13 protein-coding genes are annotated in these 15,202 nt (G+C 46.7%); 11 read left to right on the top strand and 2 right to left on the bottom strand.

Translation table 11 applies throughout. The features are described 5' to 3' along the window. Nucleotides 1–6 precede the first annotated feature (6 nt). Both secF and rnr read left to right on the top strand, forming a co-directional pair. Nucleotides 7–927 (top strand): protein translocase subunit SecF, encoded by a 921-nt coding sequence (secF, locus tag ACMXYO_RS14900; protein WP_415885907.1) that lies wholly within the window; start codon nt 7–9, stop codon nt 925–927. 145 nt (nt 928–1,072) lie between these two features. Continuing rightward, nucleotides 1,073–3,730: a ribonuclease R gene (gene rnr, locus ACMXYO_RS14895; RefSeq protein ID WP_415885906.1), complete on the top strand. Its 2,658-nt coding sequence runs from the start codon at nt 1,073–1,075 to the stop codon at nt 3,728–3,730. 87 nt (nt 3,731–3,817) lie between these two features. Here the strand turns inward: rnr and ACMXYO_RS14890 are convergent, their stop codons facing one another. Beyond that, nucleotides 3,818–4,159 carry a 5-carboxymethyl-2-hydroxymuconate Delta-isomerase gene (locus ACMXYO_RS14890; protein ID WP_415885905.1) on the bottom strand — a complete coding sequence of 114 codons (342 nt, stop codon included), beginning with the start codon at nt 4,157–4,159 and terminating at the stop codon, nt 3,818–3,820. Between the two features lie 27 nt (nt 4,160–4,186). Continuing rightward, on the bottom strand, nt 4,187–5,857 hold the full coding sequence (locus ACMXYO_RS14885; protein ID WP_415885904.1) for a hypothetical protein: 1,671 nt from the start codon (nt 5,855–5,857) through the stop codon (nt 4,187–4,189). A 140-nt stretch (nt 5,858–5,997) separates the two neighbouring features. Here ACMXYO_RS14885 and ACMXYO_RS14880 point away from each other — a divergent pair, with 140 nt between their 5' ends. From ACMXYO_RS14880 to ACMXYO_RS14840, 9 genes are all read left to right on the top strand, one after another. Beyond that, nucleotides 5,998–7,254 carry a glutamate-5-semialdehyde dehydrogenase gene (locus ACMXYO_RS14880; protein ID WP_415885903.1) on the top strand — a complete coding sequence of 419 codons (1,257 nt, stop codon included), beginning with the start codon at nt 5,998–6,000 and terminating at the stop codon, nt 7,252–7,254. A gap of 8 nt (nt 7,255–7,262) precedes the next feature. After that, nucleotides 7,263–7,913 (top strand): nicotinate-nucleotide adenylyltransferase, encoded by a 651-nt coding sequence (gene nadD, locus ACMXYO_RS14875; protein WP_415885902.1) that lies wholly within the window; start codon nt 7,263–7,265, stop codon nt 7,911–7,913. A 9-nt stretch (nt 7,914–7,922) separates the two neighbouring features. Then, nucleotides 7,923–8,255, top strand: a complete 333-nt coding sequence (gene rsfS, locus ACMXYO_RS14870) for a ribosome silencing factor (RefSeq protein WP_415885901.1) — start codon at nt 7,923–7,925, stop codon at nt 8,253–8,255. Between the two features lie 8 nt (nt 8,256–8,263). Beyond that, the gene (gene rlmH / locus ACMXYO_RS14865) at nt 8,264–8,731 is read left to right on the top strand and encodes a 23S rRNA (pseudouridine(1915)-N(3))-methyltransferase RlmH (RefSeq protein WP_415882511.1); all 468 of its coding nucleotides are present in this window, start codon (nt 8,264–8,266) and stop codon (nt 8,729–8,731) included. A 15-nt stretch (nt 8,732–8,746) separates the two neighbouring features. After that, on the top strand, nt 8,747–10,654 hold the full coding sequence (mrdA, locus tag ACMXYO_RS14860) for a penicillin-binding protein 2 (RefSeq protein ID WP_415885899.1): 1,908 nt from the start codon (nt 8,747–8,749) through the stop codon (nt 10,652–10,654). Continuing rightward, the gene (gene rodA, locus ACMXYO_RS14855) at nt 10,654–11,793 is read left to right on the top strand and encodes a rod shape-determining protein RodA (RefSeq protein WP_415888111.1); all 1,140 of its coding nucleotides are present in this window, start codon (nt 10,654–10,656) and stop codon (nt 11,791–11,793) included. Before mrdA ends, rodA begins: the two co-directional genes overlap by 1 nt. An 80-nt stretch (nt 11,794–11,873) precedes the next feature. Then, on the top strand, nt 11,874–13,052 hold the full coding sequence (gene mltB / locus ACMXYO_RS14850) for a lytic murein transglycosylase B (RefSeq protein WP_415885898.1): 1,179 nt from the start codon (nt 11,874–11,876) through the stop codon (nt 13,050–13,052). Nucleotides 13,053–13,070: 18 nt separating this feature from the next. Beyond that, nucleotides 13,071–13,898, top strand: coding sequence for a septal ring lytic transglycosylase RlpA family protein (locus tag ACMXYO_RS14845; protein ID WP_415885897.1), 828 nt, complete (start codon nt 13,071–13,073; stop codon nt 13,896–13,898). Nucleotides 13,899–14,001: 103 nt separating this feature from the next. After that, on the top strand, nt 14,002–15,159 hold the full coding sequence (locus tag ACMXYO_RS14840; protein ID WP_415885895.1) for a D-alanyl-D-alanine carboxypeptidase family protein: 1,158 nt from the start codon (nt 14,002–14,004) through the stop codon (nt 15,157–15,159). Nucleotides 15,160–15,202: the final 43 nt, after the last annotated feature.

Raw genomic sequence — 15,202 nt, 5'->3', positions numbered from 1 at the left:
GCTGTGATGTCTACACAAAAGATATATAACTTCATGGGCTTCCGTAAGATCGCAGCAGCTTGTTCTGTGGTCTTATTGATAGTCTCTATTGGTGCTTTGGCTGTTAACGGTTTGAAGTTCGGTTTGGACTTTACCGGCGGTAGTTTGGTTGAGATTGGCTACGAACAGCCAGCTGACCTAAACAAGATCCGTGATCAGCTAAAAGATGTTGGGTTTGAAGATGCGGTGGTGCAAACCTTTGGTTCACCAACCGATATTCTTATCCGTTTAGGTCAGGATCATGATCCGCAGCTGGGTGATAAAGTTCTTTCTGCATTGCAGGCGGGCGAATCACAGCAGCTTAACTTGCGTCGTAACGAGTTCGTAGGTGCGCAGGTAGGTGAAGAGCTACGTGAGCAAGGTGGTCTGGGCATGCTGTTGGCATTGTTCATGATCATGGTTTACGTAGCGTTCCGTTTCCAAATTAAGTTCTCTGTAGGTGCAGTAGCGGCCTTGGCACACGACGTATTGATCGTGCTTGGTTTCTTTGCCCTATTTAAGTTGGACTTTGACCTGACGGTACTGGCAGCAGTACTTGCGGTAATCGGTTACTCGTTGAACGATACCATCGTAGTGTCTGACCGTATTCGTGAGAACTTCCGTAAAGTGCGTAAAGGTACGCCGTTAGAGGTAATGAATATCTCATTGACGCAAACCTTGGGTCGTACCTTGGTGACCTCTTTAACCACATTGTTGGTATTGTTGGCGCTAAGCGTATTCGGTGGTGAAATGATTCACGGTTTCGCGACTGCATTGTTGGTGGGTGTATTTATTGGTACATACTCCTCCATCTATGTGGCGGCTAACGTCCTGATTGCGATGAACATCTGTAAAGAGGATCTTCTCCCTCCTGAGGAGAAAGAGACTGAGGTCGATGATCGTCCTTAAGTTTGACAAGAGCCGGCATTTGCCGGCTTTTTTCGTTTAAAATGCCTGTAAATCATCGCTTTAAGCGGTGCTATCCTAAAAGAAAGCCTTTGGCGTGTTATTCTAGCTAGATAAATGCCCTAGCCATTTCGTTTTTGAGAACTCTATGAGTAAAGATTGGACTAAAAGTGACCCTAAAGCCGCAGCGGAAGCGGAGAAGTATTCCAACCCGGTACCGAGCCGCGATTACATTCTGCAGTACATGCAGGAGTGGGGCGCGCCGATTGGACATGCACAGCTGTGCGAAGGTTTAGGTGTCTGGGATCCAGAAAGTCGTGATGCCGTCTTCTTCCGATTGAAGGCGATGTGTCGTGATGGTCAGTTGATGAGTAATCGCCGCAATGAATTTGCGCTGATGGATAAGATGTCGCTGATCAAAGGCCGTGTTATTGGTCATCGAGATGGTTATGGATTTGTTAAGCCTGAAGAGGGCGGCGATGATCTCAAGCTAAGTCCTCGTCAAATGCGCCAAGTATTCGATGGTGATCGAGTTTTAGTGCAAGAAACCAACGTCGATTTTAAAGGTCGTCGTGAGGGTAAAATCGTTGATGTACTAGAGCGAAATACCCGTAAATTGGTAGGGCGTTTTAGTGGTCAGGATGGTTTTGGTTATATTCGCCCTGAAAATCAGCGTATCACGCAAGAGATCATGATTGTTCCTGATCCTGAGGCTGAAACACCGTTAACGTATAAAGATGGTCAGTTGGTTGTTGCTGAGCTGATCAATCAGCCAAGTAAGCGTCAATTGCCACAAGCAAAAGTAACTGAAGTGCTGGGTGACCATATGGCGCCAGGCATGGAAATCACCGTTGCTATCCACAACTACGAAATTCCGCACGAATGGCCAGAAACTGTTCGCCAAGAGATCGGCGAGCTGACTGCTGAAGTTGAAGAGAGTGCCAAGGCTAATCGTGTTGATCTACGTGATCTGCCGCTTGTTACTATTGATGGTGAAGACGCTAAAGACTTTGATGATGCGGTGTATGCTGAACGCAAAAAGTCCGGCGGCTGGCGCTTATGGGTCGCGATTGCGGACGTATCTTGGTATGTGCGACCAGATTCCGAACTAGATAAAGAAGCTTATCAGCGCGCGAACTCAACTTACTTCCCTGAGTTTGTTGTACCGATGCTGCCAGAGCTGCTATCAAACGGCTTGTGCTCGTTAAACCCTAAGGTAGATCGCTTGGCGATGGTTTGTGAAATGACCATTAGCGAATCGGGCAATCTATCCGGTTATCAGTTCTATGAAGCGGTCATCAGCTCTCATGCGCGTCTAACCTACACTAAGGTTGGCAAGATGCTGATGCAGCCAGAAGAGGAAGAATCAAAAGCATTGCGTGCGGAGTACGCCGATGTGGTTCCTCATCTTGAAGACTTATACAGTCTTTACTTTGCTCTGCGCAAAGCCCGTGAAATCCGTGGTGCGATAGATTTCGAAACAACTGAAACGCGTATGATCTTCGGCGAAGATCGTAAGATCGACCAGATTGTTCCGGTTTACCGTAACGATGCGCATAAGTTGATCGAAGAGTGTATGTTGTGTGCGAACGTTGCGACAGCGCGCTTCCTGAGCAAGCTGAAAGTTCCTGCTATTTATCGCGTCCACGAAGGCCCGAAAGAGCAGAAACTGCAGAATCTGCGTGCTTATTTGGGTGAGCTGGGTCTTAACCTTGGCGGTGGTGATACACCTGAGCCGATTCATTACCAAGAGCTGGCAGAGATCATCGAAGAGCGTCCTGATCGTCATCTGATTCAGACCATGATGCTGCGCTCTATGCAGCAAGCGGTATACAGTCCTGATAACCAAGGTCACTTCGGTTTGGCGTATCCTGCGTACACGCACTTTACCTCGCCAATTCGTCGTTACCCAGATCTGTTGGTGCACCGCTTAATTCGTGCCCGTATCCATTCCGAAAGTCAGGATAAAGCGATTAAACGCCCGGATGACTTTGCTCAAAATGCAGATTTCGCATGCAGCTACAGCATGGAGCAGCTGCTGCAATTGGGTGAGCACTGTTCTATGACAGAGCGACGCTCAGATGATGCGACTCGTGATGTTGTGGCGTGGCTTAAGTGTGAATACATGCAGGAGCATGTGGGTGACGAATACGAAGGCGTGATTGCTGCTGTTACCGGCTTTGGTGTCTTTGTTGAGCTTGATGAGCTGTTTGTTGAAGGTCTTGTGCATATCACTGGTTTGCCGGGTGATTACTACGTATTTGATCAAGCTAAGCAGCGCTTAGTGGGTGAACGTACTCGTAAAGTGTTCAAGCTGGGTGATCGTTTACGCGTTAAAGTCGCGCGTGTGGATCTGGATGAACGTAAGATCGATTTTGAACTGATCGATCATCAGCCAGTTAAGAAAAAGAAAACCACGCGTCAGCTGTTAGCTGAAGGTAAGATCGGCGGTCCATCGTCAAAAGGCGATAAAAAGCTGCCAGGCCATAAACATGAGTGGGGTCATCGTCCTGCTAAGGATGAAGAACGCAGTAAGCCGAAGAAAGGTTCTAAGCGTGATGCTCTGCGTAAATCGCGTAAAAAGCCTGCGGCAACGGCTGAGGGCGCGCCTAAAAAGCGTATGGCTAAGGCTCAACCAAATCATGGTAAAGAATTATCTTCTGCAGAGCGCGAATTGATGGAATTTTCTGGCCCAAGTGCGGGTAAGAGCAAGAAGTCTAAAAAGCGTAAGGCTACGGCTAAGCCTAAGCCCAAATTGAAAGGTAAGCAGAAAGGTTTAAAAGTGAAAAAGCCAAAGCGTAAATAGGCGACTTTCACGAGACATTGAGTCTTTGAAAAAGGCGCTGTAGATATATATCTGCAGCGCCTTTTTTAATGGTTGGGCTTTGTGTGCTTAACTTATATGTTTCGCGTAGCTATCGCGATCTATATCCAGTACTTCGACGGTAATCGAAAGGTCTTTCAAGCCGAGAGTTTTGAGTTCAGTAAGCACTGCTTGAGTCAGTTGGGTTTTCTGCTCGGTATCACGACCGCTTAAAATCCGCGATGAAACGTGGATAAAGCCATTAAGCCCTGCGCCATTCATGTGTTGCTCGTAAGCATGTGTGCGGACCTTTATATCTGTTTCAGCAAATAGGTTGGCTGCGACAGCACCTTGGAAAACCCTCTCCATAACAATCGTAATTTCTACCTTATCTTCAATCTGCTTGGAGTATTCGATGATTAAGTGTGGCAAGGGATAGCTCCTTTTAAACCGTCTTAATTAGGACTTTTTAAAGATCTTGGTTAACAGGTGATTCGCTTGTTTCTGTAGCAGTGTTTGATGCTTAGGTGTGACTTTAAGTAGCAATACTTTGTCTTCATCTTCGCGCCTAATATCGGCTTTTTGCAACATCGCCTCTTTTAGTAAAGGGGCTTCGGTTAGCGCTGTATGGCTGATCAGATCGTTGCTATTAGTAGTGCGCGTGAGGAAGTGAGCTTCCTCTTTTACCAGATCATGCTTGTCATGATGGCCACGGGCTAGGGACATCTGCAGACTTAATACTGGCTGGAATCCACGAATACGAGAGTGATTAAAGCCTTTGTATAACAGGTTGAATAGCTGGCCTGCACACAGGGCATTAATGCCGTGGCTATCCTTTTCGTCCCTTAATTCAAAACGCAGCAGAATATCTTTATTGGGCAGTTGCTCGCAGGCACCGTTATAAATACGTGCGACCTGTTTTGCCAGGTGATGATATACATTCAGCAGTGTTGCCTTCTCGTCAGGCTCCATATTATCGCTGCTGGCAGTATTGGCATCGATATAGAACAGATAGATGGAATCTTGTGGCGTAAGAATTAGTTCGAGTTCATGCTCAAAGCTATAAAGGTCCAGCTGCTCCTCATGACGCTCATTCATGCTCTTCAGCAGAGGGTTTTCACGCATCGGAGTATGCGTTTCTTGCGTGGCTACCGGTTCTTCTTCTAGTACTAGAGTCTCGACGGTATTTGCGACGTTTTCAGAATCGTCAAGCTGCTGTGGTTGATGCTCAAATTTGGGCATCTGCTGCTGAGTACTTGGTGCCGGTTTGAGAAGATCTACCAATTCGTGGGTGTGAAGCAGATCAGAAGCCTTTTGGTTTGGTGCTTGTGGTTCGTCAATGGCTTCTGGCGCGGCTTTAGGCCCCGTTTCAGTATTATCTTGAACTAGGTTTTCTGCCTCTACAGATGGCCTAATCACAGGCGCTGCTTCGTTAGCGGTTTGAGCGCTTTCAACTGAAATGTGTGCTTGGCTTTCTGGTTGAGTGATTTCTGCTGTTGCGGAGCAGATAGTGACAGTGTCTTCGGCAATCTCTTGAGGTGTGCTTTCAGCAGGCGTCTGAGTAGCCAGCGTATCGGAGAACGAAGGCTCAAACTTTTCTTCCTCATCTGCGTTGCTCTCAGAGATGAATTTATCTGATCGGGTAAAGAACCAACTGGTTGTCAGTAGCAAAATCGCGGTGAAGATAGCGATAATCAGTAAAGGCCAGAGCTGACTGCGTAGTAACTGCTCGACAGGGCCGCTGTCTAGCCAGATTGTGACTGTGCCAATGGTCTTTTCTTGTTGAATTAGCTGCTGTTGCAAAGTCTGCTGGCTGGATTTACCTGCTCGAGCAAGAGTGAAGCCATTGGCATCTTGTACATGTAGGCCGCCAACATACTCAAGCTGGGTTAATTCGCTGAGTAAATAGTTCAGACTGACGCGATCATCCGAGAGAAGCAGAGGTCGGATCAGGAGTTGGCTCTGTTTAGCAATGTTCTGCCCGATGATTTGCGTTTCATGCACCGCCTGTCGGCTGGTTGCTAAGTGCATGTAGAGAATACTGACGACAAAGCCCACCAATAGCACTACGCCTAAGGATAGCGTCAGATTCCTTCTGAAATTAGGCTTTGATTTGGCGTTGTTAGTCACGGTCAGTGTTAGCTCAAAAACGGATGCAGGGGCAAATAATAACAGGTCATTCTACCGAGGGTGAATATGATTTGCATTAGAGGTATAACCCAAGTGTCCCTGACGCTATAATAAAGGGCTTATCGATAGGAAGGACAGCAATGAACGTACAAGAATATATGATTCAGCTAGGTGAAAATGCCCGTGCAGCGGCGCGCCTAGTCGCTAAAGCAGACACTAACCTAAAAAATCAGGCGTTGTTGGCAATGGCTGGTGCTATCGATAGTAGCCGACCGGCACTGCGTGAAGCGAATGCAAAAGACTTAGACAATGGTCGTTCAAACGGTTTGGACGATGCCATGTTGGATCGCCTTGAGCTAACCGATGCTCGTATCGACACTATGATCGAGGGTCTACGTCAGGTTGCAGCTTTACCAGATCCAGTAGGCGCAATCACTGATCTTAAATACCTACCGAGTGGTATCCAGGTAGGTAAAATGCGTGTGCCGCTAGGCGTGATCGGTATTATTTATGAGTCTCGTCCAAACGTAACGGTTGAAGCAGCGAGTCTGTGTCTAAAATCCGGTAACGCGACGATTCTTCGTGGTGGCTCTGAAGCGATTCATTCTAACCAAGCGGTAGCCGAGTGCATCCGCCAAGGTTTGAGTGCTGCGGGCTTACCAGAAAACGCAGTACAGGTTGTTGAAACGACTGACCGTGAAGCGGTTGGTCAGATGATTACAATGCCAGAATACGTGGATGTGATTGTTCCACGTGGTGGTAAAGGTTTGATCGAGCGTATCAGTCGCGATGCGAAAGTGACGGTAATTAAACACTTGGACGGGATCTGCCATGTTTATATTGATGAACAGGCGGATAAAGGCAAAGCAGTGAATGTTGCTTTGAACGCTAAAATACACCGTTACGGCACTTGTAACACTATGGAAACGCTATTGGTGCATGCCAATATTGCACCTGAAGTACTACCTGAGCTAGCGGAACGCTATCAGGCTGTAGGTGTTGAACTGCGTGGTTGTGAGCGTACGAAAGCTCTGTTGCCATTTATCAATGATGCGACAGAAGAAGATTGGGTAACCGAATACCTAGCACCAGTATTGGCAATCAAATTGGTGGACGATATGGATGAAGCGATTCGTCATATCAACCGTTACGGTTCACACCATACAGATTCGATCATTACTGAGAACTACACTAAGTCACGTGCATTCTTGCGTGAAGTAGATTCCAGTTCGGTAATGGTTAATGCCTCAACCCGCTTTGCGGATGGTTTTGAGTACGGTCTAGGTGCTGAAATCGGTATCTCTACTGATAAGATCCACGCGCGCGGGCCGGTAGGTTTGGATGGATTGACCTCTGAGAAGTACGTTGTACTAGGTGATGGTCACATCCGTCAGTAAGTTAGATTATGAAAGCGAACGCTTTTGCTTTTATGGGTGGGACTTTTGATCCCATCCATAATGGCCATCTGAGAACGGCTCTGGAATTACAGCATTGGTTAGGCGTGGATCAGCTCTGTTTGATCCCCTCTAAAACTCCAGTGCACAGAGCGACTCCAGGTCGAACCTCTGAACAACGTTTAGAGATGGTGAAGTTGGCGGTAGCCGATGAGCCAAGCTTGTGTGCTGATGATCGAGAAATTAGTTCTGAGCAGCCTTCTTACTCATTCCTGACACTGCAGGGATTACGTTCTGAATTAGGTGATCAATGCCCAATCTTTATGATCATGGGTATGGATTCTTATATGACGTTACCTAGCTGGTATGAATGGGATAAGTTTACCGATTACTGCCATATCGTTGTGGTAAAACGGCCCGGTTACGATCTCCCTGCAGAGGGTGAGATCAAAGAATTTACAGATGAGCATAAAGCTCAAAACTTGGAGCAGGCGATGGCGCTACCGGCGGGCAAAGTACTGTTTCATGAGCTGACTCCCTTAGGGATATCAGCAACGCAGATCCGTGAAACCATAGCGCAGGGCTTGTCGCCTCGTTATCTGTTTCCTGATGGGGTCTGGCAATATATTCAAGATAACCGTTTATACGGTTTAACTAACTGAAGTGAAATAATGCAAGCTGAAAAAGTTTTAGAACTAGTGCACACAGCACTAGAAGATATGAAGGCCAAAGAAGTTGTCGATCTAGATGTTCGTGGTCGCTCTAGCGTAACGGATTACATGGTTATCGCGAGCGGTACATCTAAGCGTCACGTAGCATCTATCGGTGAAGAAGTAGTTGTTAAGCTGAAAGATGCAGGTGTGATGCCGCTAGGTTCTGAAGGTCAGGGCGTAAGCGACTGGATTCTTGTGGATCTTGGCGATGTGGTTGTTCATGTAATGATGCCTGATGCGCGTGATTTCTATGATCTAGAACGCCTGTGGGGCGTTGACGCAGAAGCGTAGAACTTTTTATGAAAATCCGGATCATAGCTGTGGGTGGCAAGATGCCTTCGTGGGTAAACGAGGGTTATCAGGAATATACTAAGCGCCTACCTGCAGATTTTCAGATTGAGATGATCGAAATTCCGTTAGGGCATCGAGGTAAGAGCAGTGATGTTGCTCGTGCCAAGAAGCAGGAAGGAGATCAAATGTTGGCGGCAATACCTAAAGGCGACCGAATTATTGCTTTGGAAGTGTTAGGTAAAAACTGGTCAACCGAAAAACTGGCGTCACAAGTGGAAGACTGGCGTATGGATGGCCGTAATATCAGTCTACTCATTGGAGGCCCGGATGGTCTGGATAGCCGTTGCTCTGCAATGGCAGATCAGAAATGGTCGTTGTCTGCACTGACGTTACCGCATCCGCTTGTGCGGGTGATGTTAGCAGAACAACTTTATCGTGCCTGGACGGTCATTCAGGGACATCCTTACCACAAGTAGAAGAACGCTAGGAATATGGCAGCAGAGCGCCTCAAGGATCACTCGAAAGAAAGCCGCACCTTTAAGTTTCGTGCGGCTTTGGCGTTTTTTATCGTGGTCATTATGCTCGGGATTCTACTTGGGCGTATCTATTATCTTCAGGTTATTGAACACGACCGTTATGTGGCGATGTCGGAAGACAACCGTGTCCAACTTCAGCCAGTACCGCCGACGCGAGGTTTAATCTACGACCGCAATGGGGTGCTGTTAGCGGATAACCGCCCTAGTTACAGTGTCACGCTTCTTAAAGAAGAAGTGAAAGACATTGAGAAAACCCTAGTCGATCTGCAAGCACTGATCCCTATTACCGATCGTGAAGTCGAGCGTTTCAAAAAGCGTCTTAAACAGCGTCGTCGCCCCTTCCAGTCGGTGCCTGTGCGCTTCCGTTTAACGGAAGAAGAGATCGCGAAAATATCAGTTAACTACCATCGCTTACCGGGTGTACGTGTAGAGGCGGAGCTAATCCGTTACTACCCCTATGGTGAAACATTGGTTCACGCCATGGGTTATGTAGGCCGAATCAACGAGAAAGAGCTCAAGCGTGTTGATCAGGATAACTATGCTGCGACTCACTATATCGGCAAACTCGGTATTGAAAAGTTCTATGAAGATCAGTTGCATGGCGAGGTGGGTTTTCAAAAAGTAGAAACCAATGCTCGTGGTCGAGTGATGCGTATTCTGGAGCGGACGGACCCTAAACCGGGTAAAGATCTAGTTTTGCACTTGGATCTTAGGCTGCAACAGATTACGGAGAAACTGCTGGAAGGCCGACGCGCCTCGGTTGTGGCGATGGACCCGAAAACCGGCGGTATCTTAACCTTAGTCTCTACCCCTGCTTACGACCCGAACTTGTTTGTGACGGGGATCTCATCGAAGGATTATTCGGCGTTAAGGGAATCGAGAGATTTACCACTGTTTAACCGTGCTATCCGTGGCGGTTACCCCCCAGGTTCGACGATTAAGCAGCTTGTTGCTTTAGCAGCGATTGATACAGGAGTTGTAAAGCCTTCTTATACTGTTTTTGACCCAGGCTTCTACACCTTAACTCGTGAAGGACGTAAATACCGTGACTGGAAACGTACAGGACATGGTCGCGTTGATATGTATGACTCTCTCGCGCAATCCTGTGACGTATGGTATTACGATGTTGCCCATAAAATGGGTGTCGATCCGATGTCAGATTACTTGGGCAAGTTTGGCTTTGGTCAAGTGACCAGTTTGGACCTACCGGAAGCAATCGGTGCTATTCTGCCTTCTCGTGAGTGGAAAAAGCGTGCGCGTAAAACACCTTGGTATACCGGTGACTCCCTTAATATGAGTATCGGTCAGGGCTTCTTTGTCGCAACGCCATTGCAGTTAGCAACGGCGACAGCGGTTGTTGCCAATCGTGGTAAGTGGCACTCTCCGAGAATGTTACAAGGCATTAAAGAAGCCAAAGAGGGTGAAGAGCCAATTTTATATATGCCTGATATAGCCGGGGTTAAGCGGCCACTTCCTGATGTAAAACTTAATAAAGAAAAGCATTGGGACGATATCATCCGTGGTATGCGTGAAGTAATGCATGGAAAGCGCGGTACTGCGCGCAGCTCAGGAGCAAATTCAGCTTATGAAATTGCCGGTAAGACAGGTACTGCGCAGGTAGTCGGTATCAAGCAGGATGAAGAGTACGATGCTGAAAAACTGGCAGAAATTCACCGTGACCATGCCTTGTTTGTAGCTTTTGCACCTATTGATGATCCAAAAATCGCTATCTCAGTAATTGTTGAAAACGGCGGAGGTGGTTCAAGTACGGCTGCGCCTATTGCGCGTCAAGTGATGGATGCGTATCTACTTGGTATCGATCCTTTTACTGAAGAAACGGAGCCGGAGGTGGCTGCACGATGATGGGACGTGAATTTGAGCGCTATATGCCAGAAGCGCACGATCATCTGCGTCAACGTCCAAGCTTGTGGAGTTACACTAACCTAGATGGTTGGCTGTTATTGCTGCTGCTTGCTCTGTGCTGTTTTGGTTTATTTGTCCTTTACAGCGCTTCAGGCCAAGATATGGGTTATGTCACCCGTCAGGCCATCCGTATGGGTGTAGGTTTCTTTGTCATGATTGTCTTGGCACAGTTTACCCCGAGATTTTTAGGAAGGTGGGCGCCCGCGCTTTACTTGATTGGGGTCGCTCTGCTTGTCTGCGTAATTCTCTTTGGTGTCGGTGCTAAAGGGGCGCAGCGTTGGATTGCCTTACCCGGCTTCAGATTCCAGCCTTCGGAAATCATGAAGTTAGTTCTACCGCTGACGGTAGCTTTTTACTTGGCCCATAGGCCGCTTCCACCGCGTGTTAAGCATATATTTATCAGCTTTATGCTGGTGGGTATTCCTACTGTGCTGATCATGAAACAGCCGGATTTAGGAACGTCGTTATTGATCGCTTCATCGGGAATTTTTGTACTGCTGCTTTCTGGGATTTTATGGCGGTACATCTTCGCAGCATTAGGTTTGGCTGCAGCTGCACTACCTGGCTTGTGGATGGTCATGAAGGATTATCAGAAGCAGAGGGTATTAACTTTCTTAGATCCAGAAAGTGATCCTCTTGGATCAGGCTGGAACATCATTCAATCGAAAACAGCGATTGGTTCGGGAGGTCTTTCAGGTAAGGGCTGGTTAAGCGGAACTCAGTCACAGTTGGACTTCCTACCGGAATCTCACACCGACTTTATTATTGCGGTTGTGGCCGAGGAGATGGGTTTAATCGGTGTTCTAATACTGTTGACCCTGTATCTGTTAATTATTGCGCGTGGTTTGGTGATTGCCGCCCGTGCGCCAGATAGTTTTGGTCGATTGTTAGCGGGTAGTTTGATTTTAACTTTCTTTGTTTATGTTTTTGTAAATATAGGCATGGTAAGTGGTTTACTGCCGGTAGTAGGTGTACCTTTGCCATTGGTTAGTTACGGTGGTACTTCGATTGTGACCCTCATGGCAGGGTTTGGCATTATTATGTCGGTGCATAGTTATCGCACCATGTTGTTAAAGTAGAAGTGTGTCGGCGTTATTTTGTAATAGACCGATTTTATAGGAGTTATTTATGTTGTACGTGTTTAGGGAGCTTTTCAGGGATGAAATCTAAATTTCTTGTACCAATGGCAATTGCTGCGGGTGTTTTACTCACTGGTTGTGTAATCACAGAGAAACCAACAGCAGAGGTTAAATCTACAGGGCCAATTGTTACATCTGAAAACGTAGCTAACACAACTACAAAGGACGGTGTTGTTAAGCAAGAGAGAAAGGCTAAAGCTACGAAAAGAATGACTCAGGAAGACTTGTTGGCGTCTGTTCGTGGTGGTTCTTATGCCGATTACCCACGTGCACAACAGCTTATTGATGAAATGAAAGCGGAAGGCTTTGAAGAAGCTTACCTGCGTGAAGTGCTAGGTAAAGCTAAACGTCAAACCTCTATATTGAAAGCGATCTCTCGACCTGCAGAAGGTACATTGAATTGGGGGCAATACCGCAAGATATTCTTAAAAGAGAAACGTATTAATCAAGGTGTTCAGTTCTGGCAGGAAAACCGTCAGGCGCTACTGGATGCGGAAAAGAAATATGGCGTTCCTGCTGAGATTATTGTTTCGATTATCGGTGTAGAAACCCGCTACGGGCGGATTACAGGTAGCTACCGTGTGTTGGATGCGCTAACGACTTTAGGCTTCGATTATCCCCGTCGTAGTGAATTCTTCTTAGGACAGTTGAAAGAGTACCTCTTGCTAGTCCGCGAAGAACAAGTAGAGATCACATCACTGAAAGGTTCATATGCTGGCGCAATGGGTTACGGCCAGTTTATCCCGTCTAGTTACCGTAACTTTGCTATCGATTTTGATGAAGATGGTAAGCGCGATATCTGGAAAAACAAACGCGATGCAATTGGCAGTGTAGCTAACTACTTTGCCGAGCATAAATGGAAGCCGGGTGAGCCTGTAATTAGTGCTGTGTCTTTCCAGAAAGAAAGAGACGAAAACTGGTACAGTGTTGGTCGTAAGGGTTTGATTCCTAAGCATACTATTGGCGAGTGGCAGGCGCGTGGCGTGCAGCCGCAGCTGGATTTAGATGCTGAAGGAAAGGCGATTTTGATGCGCTTAGTCATGAATGAAGATGAGCAGTACTGGTTGGGCCTTCATAACTTTTATGTTATTACCCGTTACAACCATAGTAAGCTATACGCGATGGCTGTTTATCGCTTAAGTGAGCAGATTAAAGCTGCTTATGAGAAAGCGGAATCAGGCCAGATTGCTAAAAAATAACAATTTTACGAGTAGGCTATGCTGCAAAAAATTGGTCTAGTTCTATTGGCAATTGCTTTGGTCGGCTGTTCTTCTACAAGCACAACGACCAATAGTGGCCGCTATTCAATGCGCCATGATAAAGCACCTGATCGTCCAGTAGATGTATCTCATGTAAAAGATGCGGTACCAAAAGTAGAGCCAAAGAGTCGTGGGGGTAATAAAAGCCCTTATACGGTATTTGGCAAACAGTATTGGGTAATGAATAGCTCGTTAGGATATAACGAGACAGGTACAGCATCCTGGTACGGTAAGAAGTTTCATGGTCATAAAACCTCTAATGGTGAAATTTATGACATGTATAAGATGTCGGCTGCCCATAAATCATTGCCGATCCCGACTTATTTGAAGGTAACGAACTTGGCGAATAATCGTCAGGTGATTGTAAGGGTGAATGATCGTGGTCCTTTCCATGGCAACCGTATTATCGATCTGTCTTATGCTGCAGCATCTAAGCTAGATATTCTTAAGCATGGTACAGGTAATGTGCGATTAGAAGCGATCGACCCAAGAGCATGGCAAACGTCTGGAGCTGTTGTTGCAGCTCCAGAGCCAACAGCAAATATAGCAGGGCGTTACCTTCAAGTGGGAGCTTACTCCAATAGAGATTCAGCAGAATATGTGGAAAGCCAGTTACGTCCACTATTACCTGAGCTTGCGGTATTGATTCGTCCTACGACGACTAATGACCGTACTTTGTATCGTGTCCAAATTGGACCATTAAAGTCGGATACTTCGCTAATGGATCTAACCCAAAAAGTTGAGCAGATGGGGCATAAGACCCCTCGGCTGGTGGACTTCCCTTAAGCGCTTGAGTAGAGTTATCCACGGCGTTTAAGTGGACTTTTTAAAACCTAAGAAAATGATGATCTGGCGGGTCTTCATTTCTAAAAATAGATTCTGGAAAACAATGTTTAATAAGGCTTCCCAGTACATAACCGTACTATTTCTAACACTGTTTGCATTTCAAGCGCATGCAGTAGCGCGTCTAATACCTGCTGAACCTCAGATCGCAGCAACTGCGTATCTTGTTGTTGATGCCGATACAGGGAAGGTTATTGCGTCTAAAAATGCCGAGAAGGCGTTTGCACCAGCGAGCCTGACCAAAATGATGACGGCCTACATTCTTGAGTATGAATTAAGTAAAGGGAATGTAGGTGTAGATGACCTGGTACTTATCAGTGAAAAAGCATGGCGGACTCAAGGTTCCCGCATGTTTATTCGCGAAGGAACCCAAGTACGTCTTGGCGACTTGATGAAAGGGATCATTATTCAGTCTGGTAATGACGCATCTGTTGCAGTGGCTGAGCATATTGCGGGTAGTGAGCTAGCCTTTGCGGATCTGATGAATCAGCATGCGGACCTACTGGGCATGCAAAACACTAATTTCCTGAATGCTACAGGTTTGCCTGCCGAGGGCCATAAGTCATCTGCTGCGGATCTAGCAACGCTTGCTCGAGCAATCATTAATGATTTTCCTGAGCTCTACAGTATCTACTCTGAAAAGTATTTCACCTACAACAAAATCCGCCAACCAAACCGTAACAAGCTGCTTTGGCGTGATAAAACTGTTGATGGTATGAAGACAGGTTACACCGATGAAGCAGGTTATTGCCTAGTGGCTTCAGCGAAGCGTGATGGTATGCGACTCATCTCTGTTGTTTTAGGTACCAGTGACGAAGAAGCACGTGCGCGTGAAACACAGAAGCTACTGTCGTACGCTTTCCGTTACTACCGCACGCACAAGCTATACGAGAGCAATGTTGTACTGAATACAGCGAAAGTGTGGTCGGGTGTATCTGATCAACTGCGTATGGGCATTGAAGATTCACTTACAGTTACAATCCCGCGCGGGCAGGCAGATAAACTGCAAGCTACAATGGATGTAGACAAGGTTATTTCAGCGCCAATTGAAAAAGGACAAGAACTAGGCAAAGTTCGTGTAACACTGGATGGTGCTTTGGTTTCTGAGGTGCCATTGGTAGCGATGGAAGCTGTTCCAGAAGCGGGTCTGTTAAAGCGTATTTGGCATGCCATCCTACTTTTCTTTACCAGCTTAATTGGCTAACGCATTTAGCGTTGCCCTTTAAAACTGCATGGATGCCCACATC

The sequence above is a fragment of the Neptuniibacter sp. QD37_6 genome, from assembly GCF_047778085.1.
Classification (GTDB): domain Bacteria; phylum Pseudomonadota; class Gammaproteobacteria; order Pseudomonadales; family Balneatricaceae; genus Neptuniibacter.
Note: the sequence above shows the minus strand (reverse complement) of the source record. Positions and strands in the feature narration are given on the sequence as shown.

Bases quoted from the DNA above. Each gene is read 5' to 3' on its own strand.
- ACMXYO_RS14840 (WP_415885895.1), top strand. From the start codon at position 14,002: ATGTTTAATAAGGCTTCCCAGTACATAACCGTACTATTTCTAACACTG.
- rodA (WP_415888111.1), top strand. From the start codon at position 10,654: ATGGGACGTGAATTTGAGCGCTATATGCCAGAAGCGCACGATCATCTG.
- mltB (WP_415885898.1), top strand. From the start codon at position 11,874: ATGAAATCTAAATTTCTTGTACCAATGGCAATTGCTGCGGGTGTTTTA.
- rsfS (WP_415885901.1), top strand. From the start codon at position 7,923: ATGCAAGCTGAAAAAGTTTTAGAACTAGTGCACACAGCACTAGAAGAT.
- secF (WP_415885907.1), top strand. From the start codon at position 7: ATGTCTACACAAAAGATATATAACTTCATGGGCTTCCGTAAGATCGCA.
- ACMXYO_RS14880 (WP_415885903.1), top strand. From the start codon at position 5,998: ATGAACGTACAAGAATATATGATTCAGCTAGGTGAAAATGCCCGTGCA.
- rnr (WP_415885906.1), top strand. From the start codon at position 1,073: ATGAGTAAAGATTGGACTAAAAGTGACCCTAAAGCCGCAGCGGAAGCG.
- mrdA (WP_415885899.1), top strand. From the start codon at position 8,747: ATGGCAGCAGAGCGCCTCAAGGATCACTCGAAAGAAAGCCGCACCTTT.
- ACMXYO_RS14845 (WP_415885897.1), top strand. From the start codon at position 13,071: ATGCTGCAAAAAATTGGTCTAGTTCTATTGGCAATTGCTTTGGTCGGC.
- rlmH (WP_415882511.1), top strand. From the start codon at position 8,264: ATGAAAATCCGGATCATAGCTGTGGGTGGCAAGATGCCTTCGTGGGTA.
- nadD (WP_415885902.1), top strand. From the start codon at position 7,263: ATGAAAGCGAACGCTTTTGCTTTTATGGGTGGGACTTTTGATCCCATC.